Origin of the sequence: Vibrio cortegadensis (assembly GCF_024347395.1) — a bacterium.
Classification (GTDB): Bacteria; Pseudomonadota; Gammaproteobacteria; order Enterobacterales; family Vibrionaceae; genus Vibrio; species Vibrio cortegadensis.
In genome coordinates, this window is the sequence record NZ_AP025472.1 from 1,121,310 (window position 1) to 1,145,506 (window position 24,197).

23 protein-coding genes are annotated in these 24,197 nt (G+C 42.6%); 9 read left to right on the plus strand and 14 right to left on the minus strand.

The genetic code is table 11. The features are described 5' to 3' along the window. Positions 1 to 12: 12 nt before the first annotated feature. Positions 13 to 915 carry a sterol desaturase family protein gene (locus OCV39_RS05180; RefSeq protein ID WP_261889162.1) on the plus strand — a complete coding sequence of 301 codons (903 nt, stop codon included), beginning with the start codon at positions 13 to 15 and terminating at the stop codon, positions 913 to 915. Between the two features lie 148 nt (positions 916 to 1,063). On the opposite strand, the gene OCV39_RS05185 is transcribed toward OCV39_RS05180, so the two are convergent. The 5 genes from OCV39_RS05185 to OCV39_RS05205 form a co-directional block, all read right to left on the minus strand. After that, complete coding sequence (locus tag OCV39_RS05185) at positions 1,064 to 2,482, minus strand: YfcC family protein (protein ID WP_261889163.1); 1,419 nt, start codon at positions 2,480 to 2,482, stop codon at positions 1,064 to 1,066. 47 nt (positions 2,483 to 2,529) lie between these two features. Further along, positions 2,530 to 3,594, minus strand: a complete 1,065-nt coding sequence (locus OCV39_RS05190; RefSeq protein WP_171756045.1) for an alanine/ornithine racemase family PLP-dependent enzyme — start codon at positions 3,592 to 3,594, stop codon at positions 2,530 to 2,532. Positions 3,595 to 3,780: 186 nt separating this feature from the next. Further along, positions 3,781 to 4,740, minus strand: coding sequence for a LysR family transcriptional regulator (locus OCV39_RS05195; RefSeq protein ID WP_261889164.1), 960 nt, complete (start codon positions 4,738 to 4,740; stop codon positions 3,781 to 3,783). Between the two features lie 151 nt (positions 4,741 to 4,891). Further along, a complete protein-coding gene (locus OCV39_RS05200; RefSeq protein WP_017053717.1) occupies positions 4,892 to 5,167 on the minus strand; it encodes a nitrogenase-stabilizing/protective protein NifW in 276 nt (91 codons plus the stop codon). A 108-nt stretch (positions 5,168 to 5,275) separates the two neighbouring features. Beyond that, positions 5,276 to 6,856, minus strand: coding sequence for a BCCT family transporter (locus OCV39_RS05205; RefSeq protein WP_261889165.1), 1,581 nt, complete (start codon positions 6,854 to 6,856; stop codon positions 5,276 to 5,278). 387 nt (positions 6,857 to 7,243) lie between these two features. Between OCV39_RS05205 and OCV39_RS05210 the strand changes: the two genes are divergently transcribed. Continuing rightward, positions 7,244 to 7,966 carry a hypothetical protein gene (locus OCV39_RS05210; protein WP_261889166.1) on the plus strand — a complete coding sequence of 241 codons (723 nt, stop codon included), beginning with the start codon at positions 7,244 to 7,246 and terminating at the stop codon, positions 7,964 to 7,966. 11 nt (positions 7,967 to 7,977) lie between these two features. Here OCV39_RS05210 and OCV39_RS05215 read toward each other — a convergent pair whose 3' ends face one another. After that, positions 7,978 to 8,841 carry a LysR family transcriptional regulator gene (locus tag OCV39_RS05215; protein ID WP_261889167.1) on the minus strand — a complete coding sequence of 288 codons (864 nt, stop codon included), beginning with the start codon at positions 8,839 to 8,841 and terminating at the stop codon, positions 7,978 to 7,980. 113 nt (positions 8,842 to 8,954) lie between these two features. On the opposite strand from OCV39_RS05215, the gene OCV39_RS05220 reads away from it, so the two are divergent. Further along, positions 8,955 to 9,329 (plus strand): YybH family protein, encoded by a 375-nt coding sequence (locus OCV39_RS05220; protein WP_261889168.1) that lies wholly within the window; start codon positions 8,955 to 8,957, stop codon positions 9,327 to 9,329. Between the two features lie 62 nt (positions 9,330 to 9,391). Here OCV39_RS05220 and OCV39_RS05225 read toward each other — a convergent pair whose 3' ends face one another. The 3 genes from OCV39_RS05225 to OCV39_RS05235 form a co-directional block, all read right to left on the minus strand. Beyond that, positions 9,392 to 10,492, minus strand: coding sequence for an alkene reductase (locus tag OCV39_RS05225; RefSeq protein ID WP_261889169.1), 1,101 nt, complete (start codon positions 10,490 to 10,492; stop codon positions 9,392 to 9,394). A 20-nt stretch (positions 10,493 to 10,512) separates the two neighbouring features. After that, a complete protein-coding gene (locus OCV39_RS05230) occupies positions 10,513 to 11,181 on the minus strand; it encodes an SDR family oxidoreductase (RefSeq protein WP_261889170.1) in 669 nt (222 codons plus the stop codon). 273 nt (positions 11,182 to 11,454) lie between these two features. Next, entirely contained in the window at positions 11,455 to 12,642 is a 1,188-nt protein-coding gene (locus OCV39_RS05235; protein ID WP_261889171.1) for an MFS transporter, read from the minus strand. A gap of 162 nt (positions 12,643 to 12,804) precedes the next feature. Between OCV39_RS05235 and OCV39_RS05240 the strand changes: the two genes are divergently transcribed. Further along, a complete protein-coding gene (locus OCV39_RS05240) occupies positions 12,805 to 13,716 on the plus strand; it encodes a LysR family transcriptional regulator (protein WP_261889172.1) in 912 nt (303 codons plus the stop codon). Positions 13,717 to 13,915: 199 nt separating this feature from the next. Here OCV39_RS05240 and rplY read toward each other — a convergent pair whose 3' ends face one another. Further along, entirely contained in the window at positions 13,916 to 14,194 is a 279-nt protein-coding gene (gene rplY, locus OCV39_RS05245; protein ID WP_017053727.1) for a 50S ribosomal protein L25, read from the minus strand. A 487-nt stretch (positions 14,195 to 14,681) separates the two neighbouring features. Here rplY and OCV39_RS05250 point away from each other — a divergent pair, with 487 nt between their 5' ends. Continuing rightward, the gene (locus tag OCV39_RS05250; RefSeq protein WP_136995858.1) at positions 14,682 to 15,410 is read left to right on the plus strand and encodes a glycosyltransferase family 2 protein; all 729 of its coding nucleotides are present in this window, start codon (positions 14,682 to 14,684) and stop codon (positions 15,408 to 15,410) included. Between the two features lie 88 nt (positions 15,411 to 15,498). Continuing rightward, positions 15,499 to 16,881: an LssY C-terminal domain-containing protein gene (locus tag OCV39_RS05255; protein WP_261889173.1), complete on the plus strand. Its 1,383-nt coding sequence runs from the start codon at positions 15,499 to 15,501 to the stop codon at positions 16,879 to 16,881. 41 nt (positions 16,882 to 16,922) lie between these two features. On the opposite strand, the gene OCV39_RS05260 is transcribed toward OCV39_RS05255, so the two are convergent. From OCV39_RS05260 to OCV39_RS05275, 4 genes are all read right to left on the minus strand, one after another. Further along, complete coding sequence (locus tag OCV39_RS05260; protein WP_261889174.1) at positions 16,923 to 18,275, minus strand: ATP-binding protein; 1,353 nt, start codon at positions 18,273 to 18,275, stop codon at positions 16,923 to 16,925. A gap of 34 nt (positions 18,276 to 18,309) precedes the next feature. Continuing rightward, positions 18,310 to 18,969: a response regulator transcription factor gene (locus OCV39_RS05265; RefSeq protein WP_017053731.1), complete on the minus strand. Its 660-nt coding sequence runs from the start codon at positions 18,967 to 18,969 to the stop codon at positions 18,310 to 18,312. 37 nt (positions 18,970 to 19,006) lie between these two features. Next, positions 19,007 to 19,402, minus strand: a complete 396-nt coding sequence (locus OCV39_RS05270) for a PepSY domain-containing protein (protein WP_017053732.1) — start codon at positions 19,400 to 19,402, stop codon at positions 19,007 to 19,009. Positions 19,403 to 19,515: 113 nt separating this feature from the next. Beyond that, positions 19,516 to 21,258 carry a DEAD/DEAH box helicase gene (locus OCV39_RS05275; protein WP_261889175.1) on the minus strand — a complete coding sequence of 581 codons (1,743 nt, stop codon included), beginning with the start codon at positions 21,256 to 21,258 and terminating at the stop codon, positions 19,516 to 19,518. A 135-nt stretch (positions 21,259 to 21,393) separates the two neighbouring features. Between OCV39_RS05275 and rsuA the strand changes: the two genes are divergently transcribed. The 3 genes from rsuA to OCV39_RS05290 all read left to right on the plus strand — a co-directional run bounded on the left by rsuA (position 21,394) and on the right by OCV39_RS05290 (position 24,179). Beyond that, a complete protein-coding gene (rsuA, locus tag OCV39_RS05280; RefSeq protein WP_113796033.1) occupies positions 21,394 to 22,089 on the plus strand; it encodes a 16S rRNA pseudouridine(516) synthase RsuA in 696 nt (231 codons plus the stop codon). Between the two features lie 186 nt (positions 22,090 to 22,275). Then, positions 22,276 to 23,520, plus strand: coding sequence for a Bcr/CflA family multidrug efflux MFS transporter (locus tag OCV39_RS05285; RefSeq protein WP_171756029.1), 1,245 nt, complete (start codon positions 22,276 to 22,278; stop codon positions 23,518 to 23,520). Continuing rightward, positions 23,520 to 24,179, plus strand: coding sequence for a DUF2913 family protein (locus OCV39_RS05290; RefSeq protein WP_017051785.1), 660 nt, complete (start codon positions 23,520 to 23,522; stop codon positions 24,177 to 24,179). The genes OCV39_RS05285 and OCV39_RS05290 overlap by 1 nt, the downstream gene beginning before the upstream one ends. Positions 24,180 to 24,197: the final 18 nt, after the last annotated feature.

A 24,197-nucleotide genomic window follows, 5' to 3' on the forward strand; every position in this document is an offset into this window, starting at 1 on the left:
ATGGAGGTTAAAATGGACCTTAACCGTTTGATAGATAATCCCGAATGGCTTCTAATGCTGCTTGCTCCTCTATTTGTAACGTGCATTTTGGCTGAATATTTTTTTGGTCAAAAAAGAGGAAGCTTACCAGAAAATGCTCGCTATCATTTCGCAGAGGTAGCATGTAATTTTATGTTAGCTGGAATGCACCAAGCGACAGATATTCTTCTTGGCCTTGCTGTTGCTGGTATCTATTTATGGCTTTTTGATTGGCGTATTTTTGATATCAGTATGAACTGGCAAAGTTTCATTGTTCTGATGATTCTGCAAGATTTCTTCTATTATTGGTTCCATCGTGCAAGCCACCGAGTCCGTTGGATGTGGGCTGCGCATGTTGTACACCACAGCTCTGAGCGAATGAATTTTAGTACGGCTTTTCGTCAAAGCTTAATGTACCCATTAGCCGGAATGTGGATGTTTTGGTTGCCGCTGGTCGTCATCGGTTTCGAGCCTAAATGGGTCGTTTTCGTAGTATTACTGAATCTTGGACTGCAATTCTTCGTGCATACTCAATGGATCAGGTCGTTAGGGATATTGGAGTATGTTTTTAATACGCCATCACACCATCGGGTTCATCATGGACGCAATGCTCAATATATCGATAAAAATTACGCGGGCGTGCTGATCATTTGGGATAAAGTGTTCAATACATTTGAGCCTGAAGTTGAAACGGTTCGCTATGGTATTTCAAAACCCGTTAATAGCTTTAATCCTATTGTTGTCACGTTTTCTGAGTGGAAAGCGATGTTCCAAGAGTTGTTCGCGAGTCAGGGTAAACTGAAACATAAGCTGGGAATACTGTTTTCACCGCCATCGGATCATCCTCAAGATCAGCAAAGAGCTGAAGAGGTATCGTCATCAAAAGAACTTAGTTGAAAACATGCGTAGAACTTAGCTTAATGAGATCGGCTTTGGAGTGGTACAGCATGAAGCTTTCTGAGTGATGATAAGGCCATGCCGTGGTATCCATAGCATGGCCTTGTTTGTACTTAGTGTAATAATATCAATGACTCAGTAGGAGTGTTTAGCTGTAAAGCCCAGCCCCTATAGACAAGATGACGCAGTTTAGAGCAATGAAAAATACCACTAGCGGTGCAATAAATTTCAGCCAAATAATGTAAGGGATACGTGCAATCGCCAACCCACCCATGAGCACCCCGTAGGTTGGTGTGATGAACAGAACGGTACCGATACCACTCATAAACGCAGTAACCACTAACTCTCTTCCTGTGTTTGCAAAGTCACTCAATGGCGCAAGAATTGGCATACTCATTACCGCTAGGCCAGAAGTGGATGGAACGATGAAAGAGAGAAGCATTTCAATCGCGTAGACGGTGTTGATGAATAGAATTGAACTTTTACCTGCCACAATACCTTCAGCGTAATGAAGAATGGTATCAGTGATGTTTCCTGCTTCCATTACCACTACGATCCCACGAGCAACGCCGACAATTAATGCAACGCCAATGAGATCTGCCGCGCCCGCTACAAAAGAGTTAATGAGGTCATCTTCACTCAGGCGGCCAATGATGCCACATAAAATCCCCATAAAAATAAATAGGGTAGCCATTTCGGCCATCCACCAGCCGAGAAGGGAAACGCCATAAATCATGATGCCAAAGGTAAGAATGAAGAGGAAAAGTACACCTTTTTGTGAGCCAGTCAGAAGAGGAAGGGTATCTGTGTTCTCTTTACCACTCAAAAAATGCGCTTCATTATCTTTACGCAGGTGAGCAAGTAAAGAAAGCTCAGGATTGTTCTGAATCTTTTTCGCATAACGCATCACATAACCAATCCCAACCACAAGAGCAATAGCAAGAATGGCAAAGCGCAACTCAACGCCACTCAAAAAATCGACGCTGGCCGCATTGGAGGCGATAACTGTACCGAATGGGTTGATTGTAGAACCTAATGTGCCAACGCCTGTTCCCACAAAAATAACAGCGACTGCCACCAATGGATCAAATCGAGCCGTCATAAAAATGGGGATAAGAAGACCATAGAAGGCGAGAGATTCTTCAGCCATACCATAAGAAGTACCGCCTAGTGCGAACAGAATCATGAGGATTGGGATCATGTAGATCTCTCTGCCTTTTAGTCGCACCATTACTCGCGCAATGCCAGTATCAATAGCGCCTGTTTTAGTCACTATTCCCAGAAAGCCACCCACCATCAGCACAAACAGGCTGACATCGATAGCGCCAATAACCCCGCTGACCGGATCATAAAAGCCGGAGATGGGAGCCATTAAAGTATCGAAGAAACCTTGAGGCGAGGATTCGATGACATGATAAGAGCCAGGTAGTGGAACTTCACGCCCCAATTGCTCATTCATTTCACGAGTGTATTTGCCTGCTGGTAATAGATAGGTCAGCGAGGCAAAGAACGCTATGAGTAGAAATAAGATCGTGAACGTATTTGGAAACTTCTTAATTTTGAACATGTTGCATCCTTAACGAGGCGTTTCTGCTCGCAGTAGTCATAGGGACATTAGATAAAGTGTTTGGTGATATATTCAGAGGTCATGCACTGCAATACACCGCCATAGGAGAGTTCGAAGTCAATTAAACTTCCGATGTGATAGTTGTCATCACAGTCAGTAATATCGAGAATCAAGTGATCGCTACTACCGCCAATGACAATAATATTGCTGTCTTTTGGGGTCATTTGGTCGATATCAATATCTTGTTTACCAATGGCACAAATCGCGCGTTTGCGCAGGCCTCTGTCGATAAACTCAGGTCGTTGACCGAAAGCATCCAGAGCCGTAGAAAGAGTTGGAACAGAGGGTTTAACTTTGATTTCCACCACTTCTGCGGAGAGATCAAACGTATCTTGGCGAGTGTTTGGAATTGGATCGTCATTTAGTCCAATGCCCATCAAAATTGAAGCACCAAGCCTTAGCTGATTAATACCCTGAGGAAGTGATCCACTTAGCATCAGAGGTAAACCTGCGGAGCTGGCACCAGAGAGGTACATTAAATGGATCTGATGCTCTTGCTCAATCTGTTGGGCTAAAGCGATCAGTTGTTTTTGATTATCGACACTCGGTTCAACTCCGCCATAACAAGCGAGATTAGTCCCAAGTCCGACGAGCTTTAAGCCTTCGAGTGTCATGACTTGCCGTGCGAGAGCCAAGGTCTCTTCTTGGTAGAAAGCCCCTTCGCGTAGATCGCCCATGTCATGCATAAGAATCACTTGGTGAATTCTCTGTTGTTTAATGGCTTCAACTGAAAGGGCCTGAAGGGTTTCCAATTCAGAATTGAGAGAGATGTCGGCGTAACGAACCACATCACTGACGTCGCTGATCGCCGGGATTCTCAATAGCATGGTTTCTGCTTGTAAATGGCGTAACTTTTTCAAGTTTTGCACTCGAGAATCAGCAAGAATACGAATGCCGCCATTCAGGATCGCTTGTCCAACCTGTGGGTATGCGCAGGCTAACTTTGTGACTCCAGTTGGGAAGACACCATATTTTTTGCTGGCGGATACAAGGTTTTTGGCGTTTTGAGTAATGGTATCTAAGTGGATATTAATGCATGGGTAGTCGCTCATGTAATTACCTTTTGGTAACGATATTATTTATATGCATTGAGCGCTTTTTAAGATTGAAGTTAAATAATCAGTTTTAGATACTTACTTTGTTGAAATTCGATGTAATAAATCGCAGTGAATAAAATTCACGGGATAAGCGTAATTATCCCGAAAATATTCATAAGGAGAAGTGGTACTTGAATTGAATTAAGTCGTTATTGCGTGCTGGTTTTCAGGTTTATTTATGTTTTTAGATGTATTTGAATCGTTATTTAAATGCACATTGTAAATTGCAGACATTAACTCTTTTGCTGCTAACGATAACTCTTTTGAGTTCAAAGTTGTTAAATGAAAATCGGCTAAGTACTCCAAGGAGGGGGCATTGATTTTTACCATTTCTCCTCGTTGCTCCCAAATAGCGGCGTAATGATCGGGCAGGTACCCGACAAAAGTTCCCGATAAAATCAGGTGAGCCGTTGCTTCCATGTTGGTGCTGCTGGCTAAATGGAGTAAGTTTTCAGTGTCACTGAATGGCGTTATTTTATGGGTTAATCCACGATCCACAATCGGAAATTGTAGAATGTCTTCAGTGGTGATTTCTCCACGATTGGCAAGAATTGGGTGTTCCGGGGCACAATATAGACACTGTCTTTCATTAAATAGAAACTGATAATTTAAGCCATCTTTTTGTACTTCAGAGGACGTAACCCCAAGTTCTATCGTACCTTCGAGTAACATCATTTCAATTTTGTAAGAGTCTAGAGCATCGGTATCGAGAGTCACTTTAGGGTGTTCACTGCAAAACAAACGAATCGCTTGTTGAATTTTGCATTTAGGATTGGTGGCAAGATTATCGGTGAGCGCCAGTCTAATATGACCGTGAGAGACTTTTCGAATGCAATCGAGTTGTTCTTCAAACTCAGAGATATGTTCAAAGATCCCCTTACTGAGTTGATATACTTTTTCACCATCGCTGGTTAAGCGAAACCCACGTCTTCCACGGTGACAGAGTGTCATACCGAGTCGTGTCTCTAAATCATTCATGCGGGTACTGATTGTGGATTGATGCATGTTCAATTTAAATTGTGCCGCTGAAAAACCACCTGAGTCTGCAATGGTTAAAAATAGCTGAAGAAGCTTTAAATCAATGTCGTGTATTTTACGCATTTAATATCTCTGCTTTTATCGTTATAAGTATCCGAGTGATGGTAATGGTTTAATTAATGAAATTCTGAGAGATATCGCACTGGGTTATAATTATGAATATAGTGAAAGGTTAGAAAATAAATACAGCGGGTAGGGAATCAAAGTGGAACAATTATCGACGTTGACAAGACGTACAGCCTCGGCAAGCGGATCGAGTATGGCGATCCAAACGGCTTCGCTGAATTTTACAATATGCATTCTTTAATGCTCGACGAGCAGAAAACCAATCATCTGGCTTTTCCAGTAGCAAATTCCCATTGAAGCGTTTTATCAGCGGCAGGCGGTACTCATCAATGAATTGGCTATCAAAACCTATATCGAAATAATCTAACGCTTGCTCAATAGAGGTAAAGCTAGCAATTTTTTGTTGAATATTTATCTGGCTCATATTGATGGGCTACATGAAATAGAAGGAGGTTTTGATGAGGCTAAAGAAAAAATCAGCCTCAGTCAAATGACAGAGGCTGATTAATATTAAGTGTGTTTAGCGTTGCTATTATCGATACATGGAGTATTCAGAGTTCAAACCTTTGATTAGGCTATAACACATAATGAGCAGAACAAAAGTGAAAGGCAAAGCGGTCGCAACAACACCCGATTGCAGTGCTTGAAGTGCTTCTTTACCACCAACCCAAAGTATCACAGCCGCGATAGAACCTTCGACACTTGCCCAGAAAATTCGCTGTGGGATTGGCGTTTCAACTTTACCGCCAGAGGTAATGCTGTCGATAACCAGTGAACCGGAATCTGATGATGTCACAAAGAAGATCAGGATCAATACAACCGATAATATTGAGATCACATTGCCAAATGGTAATACATCGTACACATGGAATAGACTAAGTGAGATATCGGTTAAACCATTGGCTCCAAGTTCACCGACTTTATTGATCATCTGATCAAGAGCAAGGCCACCAAATACAGCCATCCAAATCAATGTTACCAATGTTGGGATAAAGATAACTGCTGCTAAGAACTCACGAACAGTACGGCCTTTAGAGATTCGAGCGATGAACATGCCGACAAATGGGGACCATGAAATCCACCATGCCCAATAGAATACTGTCCAACCATGCATCCAAGTGGTGTCTTCACGGCCATGTGGGTTACTTAGAGGGAAAAAGTTTTCTGCGTATGCCATTAGAGTCTCAGGTAATGAGATCATCGCAACGTCAAAGCTCACAACGGTCACGAAAATGAGCAAAGCAAACGCAAACAGCATATTGATGTTACTTAGCAGTTTTACACCACCATCAATACCACGAACCACCGACATAATGGCGACAGAAGTAACGAATGCAATCACAATGAGTTGCATCCCGATGCCACCGTCAGTGCCAAACACGTGGTTAATACCACTTGTGGCTTGTTGTGCGCCTAAACCAAGAGACGTTGCTAAGCCAAACAAGGTGGCTAGAACCGCCATAATATCAATGATATGACCAACCCAGCCCCAAGCTCTATCGCCAAACACAGGATAGAACACAGAGCGAATCGACAGCGGCAACCCTTTATTAAAAGAGAAAAACGCAAGCGCGAGGGCCACGATAGCGTAAATTGCCCATCCGTGAATTCCCCAATGGAAAATCGTTGCACCAAGAGCGAGTGATTTAGCTTCTTCGGTTAACGGTTCAACATTAAATGGCGTTCCCCACCAATCCGTGAAGTAAGCAGCAGGTTCTGCAACTCCCCAGAATAGAAGACCGATACCCATTCCGGCAGCAAATAACATCGCCATCCAAGAGACTCTAGAGTGTTCAGGCGTTGTGTCTTTACCACCAATACGGATTTTACCAAAAGGTGAAACAATCAAAGCAAGGGTGAAGAAAACAAAGAAGTTGGTTGCCCACATAAAGAACACATCGAAATCTTCGATGATGCCATTTTTGAGGTTGTTAAGAGCCTCTTTTGCGGTACTAGGTTCAACAATAAGCATTGCTGAAAGGAAAAGGAAAATAAGTCCAGCACTAATGCCGAAGACAGGGTTGTGTATATCAAACCCCCACTTTTGAACGTTATCTTGCCCGACTTGGTAATCGGTTGTGTCGATACTGTATTTCTTAAAACTGCTATCCATAAATGATACTCAAACGTTTAATCCGTAATGCTTTTTGTTCAAAATTAAAAAGCGAAATGGTCTGTAAAAGTTAAAATAATTAGACCACTAAATATATATCAGCCGGGATATTAACAATAACCACATTATTATTCAATAAAAACCAGTTTTAGCGCACGTTTTGACTGTTCTATATGCTATTTAATGAAATAAAATGTTATGAGTTCTAATTATTAGTGGTCTATGGTTTGGGTGCGATTGGGCTCGACCTGGATCAGTGGGCTGCGGTTGGCTAGAGGTAAATTGAGCTCAGAGTTGTTAGGCTATCGAGATATCCACATGGTTCATTATCGCTGCAGCAGAGCGTATACTCTTAAATCACAGACTAATGTAATAGAGTATTGTTATATGAATATTCGTAAGTTAAGTGGGATGCTTTTTCTACTCTCTTTTATGGGCTGTTCTACCGTTGAAACTACGCCGACTAACACCTCTCCTTCTACGGTTGCAGCTGATCCCGATAAAGCAGAAATTGAAACTTGGATAGATAAGAGCATCTTGGCTCCAGAAGGTTTATCGATAGAACAAAATCAGATTAAGTACCTAACGGGGAGCGTAGATCTAAATCGTGATGGAGACGTTGAGCATCTTGTATTAATACAAGATCGTTATTTCTGTGGTAGCGGTGGGTGTACCGCAGTTATGTTCGATAGTGTAGGTAAAGTGATTAATCGAATCACTGTAGCTCGAACGCCAATCACGTTAGCCAACAGCTATCGTAACGGATGGCAAGATTTTATCGTGTGGAGCAATGGAGCTTATCGATTGATGAGCTATAACGGTGAATCGTACCCGAGTAACCCTTCCCTAGAACCTAAAATAGACAGAGAAACAAGCGAAAAACTAGCTCAGATGAAAGTTGCCGAGACAGAATTGTATGCGCAAGATGGATATGATCTTCAGCCTGCCGATTCGACTGTTTTATGGACGCCCGCAGAAACTTATTATTTCACATTCAAACATTATGGTGACCCGTTTAGCTTCTATGATGCGACAGTCAATTTGGAGAGTGGAGAGATCGATATTGTGATAACAGCTAAATCGGAATCAGACCTAAACATCAGCCAATAGCATCGTATTGTCTATAGCTCCGCCTCAATAGCTTCTATTGCCATCTTGACACTGATGGGGATTTGGCTGTGGAAAGGGTGTAGCGAATAGACATTGGATGGTGCCATTTCAAAGTTCGGCAGTACTTCTCTTAATCTATCTTGGTGTTTCAAATAGATTAATTGCGGCAATATACCTATACCTAATCCATTCTGAATTAGCGCTAAACTATTTTGAACCGTATTCACTTGGTGAGAGACGGTGAAAGCCAAAATATGAGTCTTGTCAGACCTTTTATTACTCAATTTATGAGTGATTTGTTTTGATTGCCAGTGATTAGCAATGTAAGGCTGCTTCTCTATCTCACTGTCGACAAATGTTGGATAATCTTGAGAAACACATAGCACATCTTGCACCGAACCAATCTTCTTCTGTTTCAAATTACTTAGCTTTGATTCGCCAACTCGAATCGCTAAATCAATCCCTTCTTGCATTAAGTCTAGGTGGCCATCATGGGCGATGAGATTGAGCTTTACGTCTTGATATTGCTTAAATGCAGAGCTTAGAGCAGGGATCACAATACTATTCATCAGCGCGTGTGGGGCCGTCACCGTCAGTTTTCCTTGAGGGGAATCTTGTTGATGTAAAATATCGCTCCATGCTTTTTCGGCTAACCGGTGCATTTCACAACATTGTCGATAAAAGTGTTCACCTGAAGCGGTGAGTATCTGTTTTCTCGTTGTTCGTTTGAGCAGCGGGACATCAAGATCGAGCTCTAATTGTTTGAGATGTTGGCTAATGACCGATTTAGAAAGGTCGAGTTTTTCTGCCGCTTTAGTGATTGAACCTGTCTCGACGATAGTCATGAAGAGAGTCATTTGTTTGAGTTTATTCATGCTAGCTAAATTCCATTGTTCTGTTTTATTAAACAGTATTTTCGAATTGGTCTGTTTTTCTTGCTTAATGATGCGCTTATAGTTGGCTACATACAAACATTTGGAGAAGAATAATGACTCAAGAACAAATTTTATCAGCATGCAAAGCTGGGATTTCAGCATGGCAACAAGCATTTAACGCTCAAGATGCAGCAGGTTGCGCTGCCCAATATGCGGAAGGAACCGTAATGGAAGCACGTCCATTCGGAACGTTTACTGGTCGTGAGGAGATCCAAGCTTTTTGGCAAAATATCATGGACCAAGGGTTTTCAGATGTGGATTATACGGATGTGACATGGGAGCAAATTGGTGATGATGGCTACCTGTTAAGTGCAAACTGGACGATGAACAAAGCATTTGGCGTTGTTCATCGTGAACATTGGACGATTCAAGAAGATGGAAAAGCACGCTTGGTTGCGGATGACTTTGAAGTACAAGGCGAACGTTAATTACGATTTATGGTTTGAGTACAACGCCTAAAGTGAGAATCTTTAGGCGTTTTGGGTGGGTATTAAAGATCACCACAGAAACGTGGGTAATCAGTATAGCCGTGCTCACTTCCACCAAAGAGAGTGTTACCGTCCAACTCTGCGAGATGGTAACGGTTCTTTAGTCGTGATACCAAATCTGGGTTAGAGACAAACGGGCGACCAAAAGCGACAAGATCAGCATAGCCTTTGTTGAGGATCTCATTAGCGCGTTCTTGTGTGTAACTGCCTGCGACGATAATCGTATTGGTGAATATTTTTCGTAGCTCAACACGGAAGCTTTCAGGGATAATTGGTGCATCGTCCCAATCGGCTTCTGATAAATGTAAATAAGCAATATCACGCGCTTGTAATTCTCTTGAAGCTTCAAGGATAGTTGGCACAATATCTGGACAATCCATGTCTTTAAACGTGATGAAAGGAGCAAGGCGAACCCCAACTTTGTCAGCCCCAATCTCTTTGCTTACCGCATCAACCACTTCAAGCAGAAAACGAATACGGTTTTCACGAGTTTCGCCATATTCATCGATCCTATGGTTGGAGTTAGTTCGAAGGAATTGATCAATCAGGTATCCGTTACCACCGTGTATTTCTACACCATCAAACCCCGCTTCTATTGCACGTCTTGCAGAGTAGGCAAAATCTTGGATGACACGATGGATGTCATCGTGCGTCATTGCCCTCGGCTGAATGCAATCGACCATATTGCCGTTGCCTTGTTCATCTGCAATCCATACTTTGGTTTCAACAGGAGCAAGAGCAGAGGGGGCAATAGGTAATTCCCCTTTCTGGAACGTCGGGTGAGATACTCTTCCTACGTGCCATAATTGACAGAACATCGCAGCACCAGCTTGATGAGCCGCCGATGTGATTGGTTGCCATCCTTTGACTTGTTCATCTGTGTAAACACCAGGAGTGAATGAGTAGCCTTGAGAGTCGTCTGATATTTGTGTTGCTTCAGAAATAATTAACCCTGCAGTGGCTCGTTGCTTGTAATAAGTCGCCATCATTTCATTTGGAATGTTCCCCGGCTGGCTCGTACGCGCACGAGTCATTGGAGCCATTACGACTCGATTTTGCAAGCCGATGTTTTTTAAGTTGGTTTTCTCAAATAATGTGTTCATGTTATTACCTTTCGCTCGTATTAGTTAATTAATGCGCCGCCATCAATATCGATGATTGAACCTGTCATATATGGATTTGTAATCGCCATCACATAAGCCATCGCAATATCTGAGGCTTGGCCAATGTGACCAACAGGCAAGCTCTGTTTTGCGTTGTCATACATAGATTCACGAGATTTTGTATCCATATTTTGATAAGCGGCTGTTGCTGTTAATCCTGGGCTTACAGCATTCACTCGAATTGGAGCCAATTCTTTAGCGAGCACCTTGGTCACCGCTTCTAAGGCGGCATTTATTGCTGATTTTGTATAAGTGTTGGCCACCACCTTTCGAGATAACATGCCCGTGGTAAGGGTGATTGAGCCATTGGGTTTTAGATAACGAGCTGCATGTTTAGCCGCGTGAATTGAGCCCCAAAATTTGGTATCAAAAGCTGATTTTGCTTCTGTGATAGCAACATCAGTTACCCTCCCGGAGGGAGCCGATGACCCTGCTGTAACAACAAGATGATCAATTGGCCCAATCGACTCAAAATAATGATGAACTGATTTTTCATCACTGATATCTAGGCCAGTAGAGCGACTTACCACATGAACAGTATTATTTTCATGAGTGAAGTACTGAGCTACCGCCTCGCCAATCCCAGAAGTGCCTCCAATGATGACAAATGTGGTTTTTTCTTGATTCATAATGTGTACCTTCTAAAAATCGTAATAGGATGATGCGGTTAACCGCTGTTGATTAGAGTAAAAGCAGAAATAGAACACCTAAGAAAACAATAACGAGACTCTCTATTCTCTGAACTAATTTATAATCAAAAATATCGATATTCTTCTTTGAGAAGCAAAAGGGAATGTCGTTAATAGCGAATTGATGTAATGGATTTTTTGTCATTTTTGGATTTAAAACCATCGAACGGCTCCTTTGTAATGAGGCTCAGGTTATGAGCCTTTCTAAAAGAATTAATTTGCGAGACTTGGTGTAACTAGTGCTGATGTTTTTTCTTTTTGATTGGTTTTCGCAATGAATAGTAAACCTATGACGGGAACTACTACGGCAGCAAAAGGAATCATGCTTGCTCCTAATTGGCTATCGAGTACCATGCCACCTAGGAAACCACCGAATGCATTGGCTAAGTTGAATGCCGATATGTTTGCTGTTGCTGCGAGTTCTTGGCCTTCACCGCCGTGATTCATCACTCGAAGTTGCATGGCCGGCACGTTTGCAAACGACGCAATCCCAAAGATAAATGCGGTGATGACAAAGAGAATTTTGTTATCAACCACCAAGCCAACGGCAATTAATGAAATAATCATGGCGACAGCCCAGAACATCGATGCTTTTCCTAAGTTTTTGTCAGAAGAGCGGCCACCTAAAATATTGCCAATGATTAAACCAACTCCCACAATAACCAGAATCCATGTCACAGCAGACTCACCATAGCCCGTGATATGCATAGCAATTGGCGCGAGGTAGCCATACAGAGCCATAAAACCAGACCATGATAATGCGGTGATTGCTAAGCTAATGAGCAGCATTGGGTTTTTAAATGCCATCAGCTGAGTTTTAATATCTTTTGCTTCGCTATGACCTGTTGAATTTATTGAAGTTAAAATTGAAATCATAGCGACGGCACCAAATGCAGCAACCGTAAAGAAGGTGGTGTGCCATCCGAACTGCAAACTGATCCAAGTACCCGCGGGAACACCAAGAACATTGGCAAGCGTTAAGCCCGCAAACATTTGGCCAACAGCACGACCTGCCATTTTTTCGGTGACTAAATTGGTTGCGACAACGGCACCAATGCCATAGAACGGCCCCTGAACAAGGCCAGCAATGACACGGCTAATCAGTAATAAATGGTAGGTTGGTGCTAGCGCCGATAATACGTTGCCAATAATAAATAGTGCCATTAAACCAGTTAGAACGACCTTCTTATTAAAACGGGCTAAATAAATGGTTAAGACAGGGCCGCCAATCACAATGGCTAATGCATAGGCGCTGATTAAGTAACCAGCTTGACCTTCAGTGATCGAAAGGGATGTTGCAATTTGCGGTAAGATGCCAGCAATCACAAATTCGGCAGTACCGATGGCGAAAGCAGCCAATGTGAGTATCCAGACTTGAAAGGGCATTTTTTCTTTATTCATGATGTTACCTTTAGCTTATTCTTTGTTGTAATTAACTTATGGCAACTATTTTATCTGTTCGACTTAAATTGATAATTGGGTAAAATGTAAAATCATTATTCGGATTTACTGAATAGTAGTGATTGAGCGGTAATACTGGCACGAGAAATGAAGAGGTAAGAGATGGATAAATTCTCTGATATGACGATGTTCGTGAGTGTGGTGAAGCATCAAGGGTTAGCGGCGGCAGGGCGTGAATTAGGGCTTTCTCCTGCAACAATGACGGCAAGGCTACAAGGATTGGAAGAACGCTATGGAGTCAAGTTGCTCAATCGAAGCACAAGGCATATATCTCTCACTGATTCTGGTGATCTTTACCATAAAGCGTGTCTTGAGATCCTTGAAAATGTAAAAGAGACAGAGAATCTCATTTTGAATGGGGTGAAAGAAGTCAAAGGGTCACTTAAAATCAGCGCACCAAAAGACATAGGTAAACAACATATCCTTCCCATCTTGTCTGAATTTTGTGAACAATTCCCAGATGTGGTGCCTTACTTATATTTGAATGACGATGTCTCAAACATCGCTGAATCGGGTATCGATATTGTTATACGTTATGGTGAGCTTGCCGATAGCAGTTTGATATCGCGACGATTATCGTCAAGCCATCGAGTCCTGTGTGCATCACCGAAATACTTAGCGAAGTATGGCACGCCATTAACCCCGCAAGATTTAGTAAATCATCGCTGCCTTGCGATAGTTCGTAGTAATGAAGAGCTTAAAACGTGGCATTTTCAAGATACGGATAAAAAGAATGTAATAACAGTATTGCCTAAACGATTTTCAGATGACGGCGAAGTGGTTCGGCATTGGGCATTAGAAGGGGCGGGGATTGCTTTGAAATCAATACTAGACGTGCAGGACGATATCGATAACTTACGCTTGGTTACGGTACTGAATGGTTATATGACCAATTTTAACACATCGACATCAGTATCAAGTGCTGACCTGAATGTTGTCTATATGAGTAAGAAATATCAGCCTAAGAGGATTCGGCTATTTCTAGACTTTCTTTTTGATAAATTTCGTAAGTAATGAAATGAGCCATAGTCGAAGATAAATACGACAGCATGATTAACTTAATATTTATTAATGAAAATTTTAGGCTCTAAAACGGCGAAACCCCGATGTTGGTAGCATCGGGGTTTCTAATTTTTAGATTTCTCGGTTGGTAATGCCGATTATCTTTCTATGCAGCAGGTAATGGTTTTATCCACTTAATTCCAAAAAGGAATTAGATGCGGATGAAATCCATGTGCTCAACTTTTGGCTTGTAAGCGTGACGTTGAACGTCTTGTGGCTTAACCTTAACTTCTGCGCCGTCGATCACTAGAGTGATTTCTTCGTAGAATTCAGGTTTGTCCATTTGGTTCATTACAACGTGGTGCTCAAGCGCGATAGCTACTGCAGCTGCTTCGCCACCGTAAACTACTGCTGGGAATTTACCCGCGTGACGTAGGCGGCGGCTCGCACCCTTACCTAGTTCAGTACGTACTACTGCTTCAAATTTCATAGGTTTTACTCTCAAATAGTAAAATTAAACTTCATCACCAACATAGCGACCTAGTTGATGCGGTATAGCAAGAATAGAAAATTGGTAGTTACTATTCTTGCGAGCGCGGATACTACCATTCTCTATTGGTTCGGGCAAGAGTATTGTCCTGAATCCTTCTCTAATTGAACGACTAATGGCTTAGTTTTTAAAATATGTCAGTAGAGAACTCGTGGTTAAAGCGAAAGGGATGATTATTTAGGCATTGTGATTCGATTTTACTCGTTGTCGTAAGCTGTTTTACTTTCTCAATACTCAATACTCAATACTCAATACTCAGTGCGAACTTCAATTTGAATGCTGGTAGGTTGGTGTACGGTATTGATAATCAAACTCAAAAGCATGAACTGAACCTGAATGTCTTACTCACGATAGGTTAAGTCACCGCACGTTAATCTCTTCATCAGAATATAAAAACCAAACATTATTTCAATCGATGGAGAAGATTATGAACCCGATTAGCATTGTTGTGATTACCCTAAATGAAGAAAAACGAATTGGCCGTTTAATGGATGACTTAAGTAAACAGAGCCATCGTGATTTTGAAGTGATTGTGGTGGATTCGAATAGTGACGATTCAACATGTGACGTTGCCGCAGCCTATGAATCAAGCTTGCCTGAGCTTTCCATCCATAAAATGAGCACACGCGGAGTCAGCTTAGGACGAAATACAGGAGCATCATTAGCCAAGCACGAACGTTTGCTGTTTCTAGATGCCGATGTTCGTTTGAGTTCAGATTTTCTAGCCATGGCGATTGCTCAGTTGAATGAACGAAAACTTGAAGTTGCTGGTGTCTACATGGGGTCTAAAAATCTGCCTCTTTTACATAAAGCGGGTTATGCGATGTTTAATGGCGGCTTATTTATTACGCAGTTCTTTTTCCCAACCGCAGTAGGCGCGTGTATTTTCTCAACGAAAAGAGTTCACCAAGCCTTAGAAGGGTTTGATGAAAATATCACGTTGTGTGAAGACTGTGACTACGTCAAAAGGGCCAGTAAAACGTGGCGATTTCGTTTCCTCTCACTTCGCTTCGAATTCGACCCACGACGTTTAGATCAAGATGGGTTGTTCAAAATGGGACTGACTTACCTTAAAGCGAATGTGCGCCGCTTCTTCATCGGTGAAATGCGTAATAACGAGATGGAATACAAATTTGGTCATTACTCTGAGGGCTAATCAATATTGGCTGCACTGAATGTGTCGGTGTGGCCAGTATCGTAGAGTGGTTTAGAAAGAAGAGAAACAGTAGAGTCATGAGGTGGTTATGTGGGAAAGCGCGGGTTTATTTCTGGGTGCATTGTTAGATGCACTCATTGGCCCTAATTTATTTGTCCCAGGAGAGCCGTTTTTAATTGCGGCGGGTTACCAGTTATACCAAGGCGTATGGCTTGGTGTTATTGCCGTACTATGTGGAGCTCTGGTTGGTGATCAGGCCAGCTATTGGATTGGCCGAAAAGTTGGGAATTCAGCGCAACGAAAATTAATGCGTTTTCAGCCTAAGATTCGTCGTCCTATTGCCCGCTGTCGGATATTGATGCAGAAACGAGGCAATTATGTGCTCGCCTTCTCTCGTTTACTTGGTCCTGTTTCGTGGGTGGTCCCGTTTATGGCGGGTACACAAAACATCGAGTGGCGTAGATTCAGTCTATTTGACACTTTTGGTGTAATGCTTGGCGTTGGGCAGTTTGTCTTTTGGGGTTATCTGTTAGGTGCTGGTATTGAACAAGTCCCTTTTGTCGACGCGGCCAAAACATTTGTGTTGGAACATCAATACTTGTTGGTGTTATTTGCTTGTACCGCTGTTGTGGCTTTTATCGCATACAAGAAAAATTGGCGATTCCCAGTGACTAAAAGTATCGGCTTTTTGCTTATTGGCATGTTAGGTGTCAACTATAGCCATTTCTTTTGGTTCAGTGATGATGCAGTGGTAACACCTGGGAATACTCAAACTATGGAGGTCGTTTCTCAGTATAAAGAAAACGCAAACCCTTCCCTTATTTCTCTAAAAACAGCATTTCCAGTCGCGTCCGTTACTTTTAGCGACGATTTAATGTCGACACCGTTGTTGCCATCAGACTTTAAAGTGTATCCGGGAAAGTCTCCCTTTTTTGATGCCCAAGCCCTGAATCTGGTGCTCATTGGAGAGTCGCCTCGAACATTAATGGCACAGCTTGGCTGGATTGAGAACAAAACCTTTTCCCGCGATGAGATTGAGTGGAAAGATTACTTACAGCTTTTAAGCGATAAAACACCGCCCGTGTCGGATCTATTTTGGAATGAAGAACCTCAACATATGGCGTTTCAACTTCCAGGAACATTGATGAAACGGAGTCATGTTCGCTGGTGGAAAGCGGGTGTTGATCCTATTAGCCAACAACCACGTTGGGTTGGCGCAATCAGTTATGATGATGGGTTAATACTGACGCCCTATAGCGGTATTGTGACTGTTTTGCACAGCATTGATCCAAATGTCGACCATGAACGTGACCAATTCGCGGCGAAGGTTGAACGGGCTAACCTTAATTGGAGTACTGAAATGCAAACTTTAGGGCAAATCACGGTGCTAGATGACCAGCATGATTATTACAGTGACGGACAAGTCTTAGTGATTAAAGAGAATACGTTATTGGCAAAAGTGACGAAGTAAGGCTTCGTCACTTTTTTAATCATGTGGAAGGTACGATCCTATTACTCTTGGGACACTTTCAGTGTGAGAGTGGCTTTTAAACCGCCCATATTACTTCTTTCCAATTCAAGTGAACCGCGATAACTGTGTGCCATTTCACTGACGATATTTAAGCCAAGCCCTGTTCCCGCTGTGGTTTCATCTAATCGAACACCACGCTTGGTTACCTGATCTATCTGATCATTCGGAATTCCAGGGCCGTCATCTTCAATCGTAATGGTTGCGTTGTCGTCACTGGTTTGAACGGCATGAACGCGGATAATAGAGTGAGCCCATTTGTAACCGTTCTCGAGTAAATTACCAACCATTTCATCAAGATCGGTTTTATCCACGTTAACAAAAAGATCACTATCTAGTTCATTCACGAGCACGACATTACGTTCAGCAAACACTTTATCGAACGCCATTGAAATCGCATCGACACGCTCACTGGGTGAGGTTCTAACTGCGAGAATATTCATTGATCCCGCCATTCGAGCGCGGCTTAAATGGTAATCAATATAATCTTGAATCTGCTTGATGGGTGGTGTGAGTTTGGCTTTTGGTTCTGACTCTAAGGTATCAATTTCATTTTTTAGAATAGAGAGAGGCGTTTTCAGTGCGTGTGATAAATTACCCGCATGGTTTCGAGCGCGTTCAAGCAGTTCTTGGTAATGAAATAGTAGAGCATTGAGATCAGACACCAGCGGAGAAACTTCTTGAGGGTAGTTATTACTCAGCGCTTGTTGATCGCCGCTACGTAACATCGCAAGTTCTTGCTGCATTTTCGTCAATGGCCTGAGTGACCAACTGACCTGAGCTCCAATTAAGATTAAAACACCGGTAAACAGTAGACCTAAAATAACCCATAACTGACCAGTAAGCCTGTGTAAGGTCTCTTCAAGTGGATCTTCATCTAGCCCGATCAAAATGGAAATGGGTGTCGAAAGCTCAGGGAGATAAATCTCTCGTTCGATGTAAATCAGCTTCTCATCTTGAGCGCCACGCGCAATGGTCTTTAGTCCTGTTTTTTCAACTTGTATGCTTTTATCCCAAAGAGAACGAGAACGTAAAGTGTGTGATTCAGCAGAAGCTGTCCAATATAAGCCACTATAAGGTTGAATAAAACGAGGATCAGATAAGCGTGCGCTCATGGATAAACTGCCATTATCATCCGCTTCTATGTTCGCGGTGATCTCATCCATGCTTCGATTAAGTTGGTTGTGAACGTCTTCTAATAAGTAATCGTTCACCAGTTTCGGTATACCAAGTCCTGCGGCCAAAATCATAGCAGACAACCATAAAGCAGCCGCCAATAGTAGGCGGCTTTTCAGGCTGATATTTTTTAGCCTCTGCTTAGAGGTTCTATGATACATAGAGGTTCTGTTATGCATAGAAGCTTTGTGGTGCTTAGTTGGCATTGAGTCTGTACCCTAAACCACGCACTGTTTTGATGACCTTAGGTGCGATTTTTTTACGGATCCGACCTATGAATACTTCGATGGTGTTTGAATCTCGGTCAAAATCTTGTTTATAGATATGTTCAACTAATTCGGTGCGAGAGATGACTTTCTCGGGGTTATGCATAAAGTAAGCGACCACTTTATATTCTAGGGCAGTAAGGCTCATGGCTTGACCTTGCCACATTACTTTTGAGCTTCGAGTATCAAGGCTAAGATCGCCTATTTGCATGATTGGAGAGGCATTGCCAGATGCGCGACGAAGCTGTGAACGAATTCGAGCAATCAGTTCTATCATTTCAAACGGTTTGGTTAAGTAATCATCCGCGCCTGCATTCAAACCTTCAACACGTTGAGTCAGCGTGTCACGCGCACTTAAAATAATGACCGGAGTATTAATATTTTCATCTCGAATACTTTTTAAAACCGTTAAGCCATCGAGTTTTGGCAATCCAAGGTCGAGCACAATCGCGTCCCACTCTTCAGATGTGGCGCGGTATAAAGCATCAATGCCATCTTGTGAAAGTTCAGGTACCCAGCCAGTATTTTCCAGGGTTTCAATTATTTGCTCACCAAGACGTGGTTCATCTTCGACAACTAAAATTTTCATTATTGTTTTTCTCTTTAGGGTTGGATTTCAGTTTGGATTATTTCTTAATGACATCGTGAAGGTTGCGACCTTTTATCTCAATCATTTCTAAGGTGGCAGCATTGTATTCAACTTTGATGACGCTGTTTTTATGCACTAATTTTAATTCATACACCCACTCATCGTCGTCTTCTTCTAATTCGACTTTGATAAGACGGCCGTTTAATTGAGATTCAACTGCCGCATAAAGCTCTGAAAAGGGTTTAATTAAGCCTGCTTGTACTGCGTCGTAGACTTCGTCTTGATCTTCATCGATCTCCACGCGAGTCCCTGCTTTATGCTCATCTAGAACGATGTTATGCCCATTTTGATGATCTTTTGCGAATGCTAATGGACCTGAAAAAATGGATAAAATCAGACAAGATATAAGCGTATGTTGTGCCTTGTTTTTCATACAATTTCCTAAGCAATAACCTGATAGGGCAGCGTTGATATTTCCATACTCAGTATAATTAAACATAGATGAACATAAAGTGAATAAGTGGTTTGTAAGTTAAATCTGTAGACTTAACGGCTTTGCATTTCATCTTCAAATATTTTGTCCCGCATTTTCCAAAATCGTCCGACCTTTCTTGCTACCACAAATTGAGGAGGACGAAAGCGGTGTTGGTTAGCGACGACGCGAGTGGGTGAACTCTCTTCAAATGGTCGATGTCTATCCGCAAGGTGAGGGCGAACAAATTGATCTTTAAACAGTTGCTTTTGCTTCTTCGTGGTTAATGGCCAAAACTCATGAACTTGAGCTTGGTTTTCACCTAGATAGGTGACTTTAAGCTGAGATTTTCCTGTTGAGTCTTTATGAACATTTAAGTCCATCTCAAGACACTCAAATACTAACGCATCTTTTAAGTTGAGAGCCTCTTTTAGTTTTTTATCGGGGTCAACTAAAGTGGCATCGCACTCATGACAAATACGGGCGGCAATGTCATTGTCTGCTCCGCAGTTACCACAATATTTAGCTCTGAATCGGTATCCACAATGCTCCCGTTCTTGAGTCTCTTCATCGGTAAAATAACCTTGGCAGCGACGTCCAAAATGCTCTAGTAGGAAACCATTACTGTCTAGCTTTCCCCAGAAGTTATTATTGAAACCGCAAGCCGGGCAAGGGATGGTGACGATTTCGCTCTCAGAATCCGGTTTTGGATCGCCCACTTCTGGTTGATAAAGGTCGTAGCTATTGCCTGCATAATCGAGTACTAAACATTCGGTTTTTCCCTCAGATAGGCGTAATCCTCGACCTACAATTTGCTGATAAAGACTGATTGATTCTGTTGGTCGCAAAATAGCGATTAAATCCACATGAGGCGCATCGAAACCAGTGGTTAACACAGAAACATTGACGAGAAATTTGATATGGCGGTTTTTGAAGTCATTAATGATCTGATCGCGCTCTAATGTTGGAGTATCACCGATGACAATTGCGGACTCTCCAGTAGGCAGTAGGCCTAAAATCTCCTGCGCGTGACGAACCGTTGCCGCAAATACCATTATGCCTTGTTTGTCTTGTGCCAGTTGAATGATTTGGTCGACAATCTGCGGTGTGGCGCGTTTAGATTGCTCAATGACCATGTCCAGTTCCGTTTCTTTATATCGCCCGGTGTTTGCTGGCTTAAGCTTAGAGAAATCATAACTGAGTACAGGAGCATCAATCATTCTGGCGGGGGTCAAAAAACCTTCATCAAGTAGGTAACGAATCGGCAGTTCAAAAATGCAGTCACGGAAAAATCTCGGTTCTTCAGAGCGAACTTGGCCGCGAGTATGGTATTGGTATAACCACCCCATGCCTAGGCGATAAGGCGTGGCGGTTAAGCCTAACACTTTAATGCCGGGGTTTATCTCTCTTAAGTGGGAAATGACTTTTTGGTAGCTGCTTGTTTTTTCATCGGGTACGCGATGGCATTCATCAATGACCAAGAGTGAAAACTGATTCGCAAAAGCGTCTAAGTTTCTAACAACGGATTGTACTGAGGCGAAGACGACCTGTTGATCGGTCTCTTTACGACCTAAACCCGCCGAGAATATGGCCCCTTTTAAGTCATAACCTTCATATTTCGCGTGGTTTTGCTCAACTAATTCTTTTACGTGCGCCATCACCAAAACTCGTCCTTTAGCGAGACGAGCGAGTTCTGCAATGACTAAGCTTTTCCCTGCTCCAGTGGGCAGTACGAGAACCGCAGGTGAGCTGTGCTTACGAAAATAGTGGATGACCGCTTTAACTGAATCAGCTTGATAAGGGCGAAGTGTGTACATAGGGATGCGTTTATTAACCTTTCAAATGAAGCAAATAGAATAAGAGCAACGGCGGTTTACACAAATAATGTGAAATAGCTCAACTATTGAGTAAAACAAGACTATAATACCTGACTTAATTTAGTCGAGGTATTCATGCGTTTAGATAAATTTTTGTGTGATTCATTAGGTGTTACTCGTAGAGAAGCGACAATCCTTCTTAGAAAAGGCGAAGTAACCGTAAATGGCGAGAAGAAAAAAAGCGGTTCTGTAAAAGTAACAGAGCAGTGCTGTGTTGAGTGGCAAGAGCGCGAAATAACGGTGAAAGGCCCTCGTTACATCATGCTATACAAACCGGAAGGCTTTGTTTGTTCACATGAAGATGGTTCTAATCCAACCGCATTTGAATTGCTTGATGAAATCAAAATGGACGAACTTCATTTTGCTGGCCGTTTAGATGTTGATACGACAGGTTTAGTTCTGATCACCGATGATGGCCAATGGTCTCACCGCATTACATCGCCTAAGCGTAAATGTGAAAAAACATACCGCGTATGGCTGGTTGAACCTGTTGAAGATGACTATGTTGAGAAGTTTAAGCAAGGTATTGAGCTTCGCAGTGAAAAAGAGCCAACACTGCCTGCACATCTCGAAGTTCGTGCCGAAAAAGAGGTGCTACTGACTATCCATGAAGGCAAATACCATCAAGTAAAACGTATGTTTGCTGCTTTGGGTAATAAAGTAGAAGCACTTCACCGTGAAAAAATTGGTGAAATTGAATTAGATGAAGAGTTAGAGTTAGGTGAGTACCGTTATTTAACTCAAGAAGAAGCGGATTCTATTTGGAAATAGTGGCGTAGGTTAAAGCCTGACGTTTATTTTCATGTTCGCGTATTAAAGTCATGGCCCATTTGGTCGTGGCTTTTCTTTAGTTTCGAAGTTCTGATTTATTTTTTATTGCAATATCTGATGATAGTTTTCGTTTGTAATACTTAGTCTTACGCCTACTTATCACCTCCACTTCCGCATAGGAGAGTTATGACCACAACCACTGAACCAAGCATTTCGCAGGGAAATACTCAGCCGACAAGCGTGAACCCCAATGAGCCGCCTAAATTAGGGTTGTTGCTATTTTTAATTTTGGGTGCGATTGGTGCGCTGACACCTTTAGCTATCGATATGTATTTGCCAGCAATGCCGACGATCGCTAAAGATCTTGGCGTGTCTGCTGGTGCGGTTCAGATTACGTTAACCGCTTATACTGCTGGTTTTGCGTTTGGTCAGTTGCTGCATGGCCCTTTGGCCGACAGTTTTGGGCGTCGGCCTGTGCTCATCATTGGTGTGCTCTTTTTTGGCATTGCTGCGGTAGTGAGTGCGACAACGACGGGTATTGAAGCGTTAACTTATGTTAGAACCGCGCAAGGCTTTGCGGGGGCTGCGGCGGCTGTGGTGATACAAGCTCTGGTTCGCGATATGTTTGATCGTGAAGATTTCGCTCGTACCATGTCGTTCATTACCTTAGTGATGACGATCGCACCGTTAGTTGCGCCTATGGTGGGGGGGTATTTGGCTCTGTGGTTTGGTTGGCGTTCTATTTTCTGGGTGCTCGCGATTTTTGCTGCGCTGGTGATTGCTGCGGTGTTCTGGAAAATTCCGGAAACATTGCCAGTAGAGAAGAGACAACCATTACGCTTTAGAACCACCATTCGTAATTACGCTCGGTTATTTAAGAATCCAGTGGCAATGGGGCTGATATTTTCAGGTGCATTCTCTTTTGCCGGAATGTTTGCTTTCTTGACCGCTGGCGCATTCGTCTATATTGATATTTATGGCGTACGACCTGATCACTTTGGTTATCTGTTTGGAATGAATATCATTGCGATGATTTTGATGACGAGCATTAATGGTCGCATGGTGAAAAAAGTGGGCTCACATAATATGCTGCGCTTTGCTTTAACCATTCAGCTGTTAGCGGGTGTTGGCCTATTTGCGGGCTGGGCGCTCGATCTTGGGTTGTGGGGAATTGTTCCATTTGTCGTTCTATTCATCGGAACACTCTCAACAATCGGTAGTAATTCTATGGGGTTATTACTTAGCGGTTATCCGAAAATGGCGGGTACTGCTTCTTCGTTAGCTGGAACACTTCGTTTCGGTACTGGTTCTGCTGTAGGTGCTTTGGTGGCAATGTTCCCATCCACAACCGCAGTACCAATGATTTTGGTGATGACAGCCTGCTCTGTGCTGTCAGCATTGTTATATTGGACATTAGGGAAAAAGGCATAATGTCGAAATACCATATTGAAATTCAAGCATTAGTAAATGCTGCATTAGAAGAGATGGCAGCGGAACACGAAAGCGGAAAGTTGGTCAATGCTCCTGTTGCAAATAACCACTTTCTGGTTCGTTGGGTAACGAAAAACATTAAAACCAAAGTGTTTAATAAGTGTATTAGCAGCGACATGATTCGCTGGCAGAAATCGGGTCGTTCTAAAGGTAACCAATCCGATCTTCTGTTTACGTTCAAACGTATTTCGGCCTTCTACGGAAAGATGTTTCCACAAGGTGACGACACTAAACCATTAAAAGACAGCGATGTTGAAGCGTTCATCGATAAAATGGATGAAGCGGGTTGGTGTGTAACGAATACAGAAGTGCTAACTAATGGTGAGAAGATTCAGTTCTTTACGGATGGCGCAGACTCTTTCGCGATGTGTGCTGATCAATGTGATGACTCTTTTGACGGTGAAATCATGGCACGACCAATGAATTGGTTTGTTCGTGGCAATCACGCGAAGTTTATTGAGATGGCCGCAGAAGCTGGTTTCATGCTGCACAAACGTACTGACTACAAATCATTGGTCAAATACCATGGTGAGTATATTGTTTACCCTGGAAATCACGGCGTTGAATTAGCTGAAATTCCGATTAGCGTCATTGGTTAATTGATTGGTTAATTGATT

What these genes read in the sequence shown, in the direction of transcription:
- OCV39_RS05225 (WP_261889169.1), bottom strand. Translation starts at nt 10,492, where the DNA reads ATGAACACATTATTTGAGAAAACCAACTTAAAAAACATCGGCTTGCAA.
- OCV39_RS05285 (WP_171756029.1), top strand. Translation starts at nt 22,276, where the DNA reads ATGACCACAACCACTGAACCAAGCATTTCGCAGGGAAATACTCAGCCG.
- OCV39_RS05240 (WP_261889172.1), top strand. Translation starts at nt 12,805, where the DNA reads ATGGATAAATTCTCTGATATGACGATGTTCGTGAGTGTGGTGAAGCAT.
- OCV39_RS05190 (WP_171756045.1), bottom strand. Translation starts at nt 3,594, where the DNA reads ATGAGCGACTACCCATGCATTAATATCCACTTAGATACCATTACTCAA.
- OCV39_RS05265 (WP_017053731.1), bottom strand. Translation starts at nt 18,969, where the DNA reads ATGAAAATTTTAGTTGTCGAAGATGAACCACGTCTTGGTGAGCAAATA.
- OCV39_RS05235 (WP_261889171.1), bottom strand. Translation starts at nt 12,642, where the DNA reads ATGAATAAAGAAAAAATGCCCTTTCAAGTCTGGATACTCACATTGGCT.
- OCV39_RS05250 (WP_136995858.1), top strand. Translation starts at nt 14,682, where the DNA reads ATGAACCCGATTAGCATTGTTGTGATTACCCTAAATGAAGAAAAACGA.
- OCV39_RS05270 (WP_017053732.1), bottom strand. Translation starts at nt 19,402, where the DNA reads ATGAAAAACAAGGCACAACATACGCTTATATCTTGTCTGATTTTATCC.
- OCV39_RS05290 (WP_017051785.1), top strand. Translation starts at nt 23,520, where the DNA reads ATGTCGAAATACCATATTGAAATTCAAGCATTAGTAAATGCTGCATTA.
- OCV39_RS05260 (WP_261889174.1), bottom strand. Translation starts at nt 18,275, where the DNA reads ATGTATCATAGAACCTCTAAGCAGAGGCTAAAAAATATCAGCCTGAAA.
- OCV39_RS05275 (WP_261889175.1), bottom strand. Translation starts at nt 21,258, where the DNA reads ATGTACACACTTCGCCCTTATCAAGCTGATTCAGTTAAAGCGGTCATC.
- OCV39_RS05210 (WP_261889166.1), top strand. Translation starts at nt 7,244, where the DNA reads ATGAATATTCGTAAGTTAAGTGGGATGCTTTTTCTACTCTCTTTTATG.
- rsuA (WP_113796033.1), top strand. Translation starts at nt 21,394, where the DNA reads ATGCGTTTAGATAAATTTTTGTGTGATTCATTAGGTGTTACTCGTAGA.
- OCV39_RS05180 (WP_261889162.1), top strand. Translation starts at nt 13, where the DNA reads ATGGACCTTAACCGTTTGATAGATAATCCCGAATGGCTTCTAATGCTG.
- rplY (WP_017053727.1), bottom strand. Translation starts at nt 14,194, where the DNA reads ATGAAATTTGAAGCAGTAGTACGTACTGAACTAGGTAAGGGTGCGAGC.
- OCV39_RS05220 (WP_261889168.1), top strand. Translation starts at nt 8,955, where the DNA reads ATGACTCAAGAACAAATTTTATCAGCATGCAAAGCTGGGATTTCAGCA.
- OCV39_RS05215 (WP_261889167.1), bottom strand. Translation starts at nt 8,841, where the DNA reads ATGAATAAACTCAAACAAATGACTCTCTTCATGACTATCGTCGAGACA.
- OCV39_RS05205 (WP_261889165.1), bottom strand. Translation starts at nt 6,856, where the DNA reads ATGGATAGCAGTTTTAAGAAATACAGTATCGACACAACCGATTACCAA.
- OCV39_RS05200 (WP_017053717.1), bottom strand. Translation starts at nt 5,167, where the DNA reads ATGAGCCAGATAAATATTCAACAAAAAATTGCTAGCTTTACCTCTATT.
- OCV39_RS05255 (WP_261889173.1), top strand. Translation starts at nt 15,499, where the DNA reads ATGTGGGAAAGCGCGGGTTTATTTCTGGGTGCATTGTTAGATGCACTC.
- OCV39_RS05185 (WP_261889163.1), bottom strand. Translation starts at nt 2,482, where the DNA reads ATGTTCAAAATTAAGAAGTTTCCAAATACGTTCACGATCTTATTTCTA.
- OCV39_RS05230 (WP_261889170.1), bottom strand. Translation starts at nt 11,181, where the DNA reads ATGAATCAAGAAAAAACCACATTTGTCATCATTGGAGGCACTTCTGGG.
- OCV39_RS05195 (WP_261889164.1), bottom strand. Translation starts at nt 4,740, where the DNA reads ATGCGTAAAATACACGACATTGATTTAAAGCTTCTTCAGCTATTTTTA.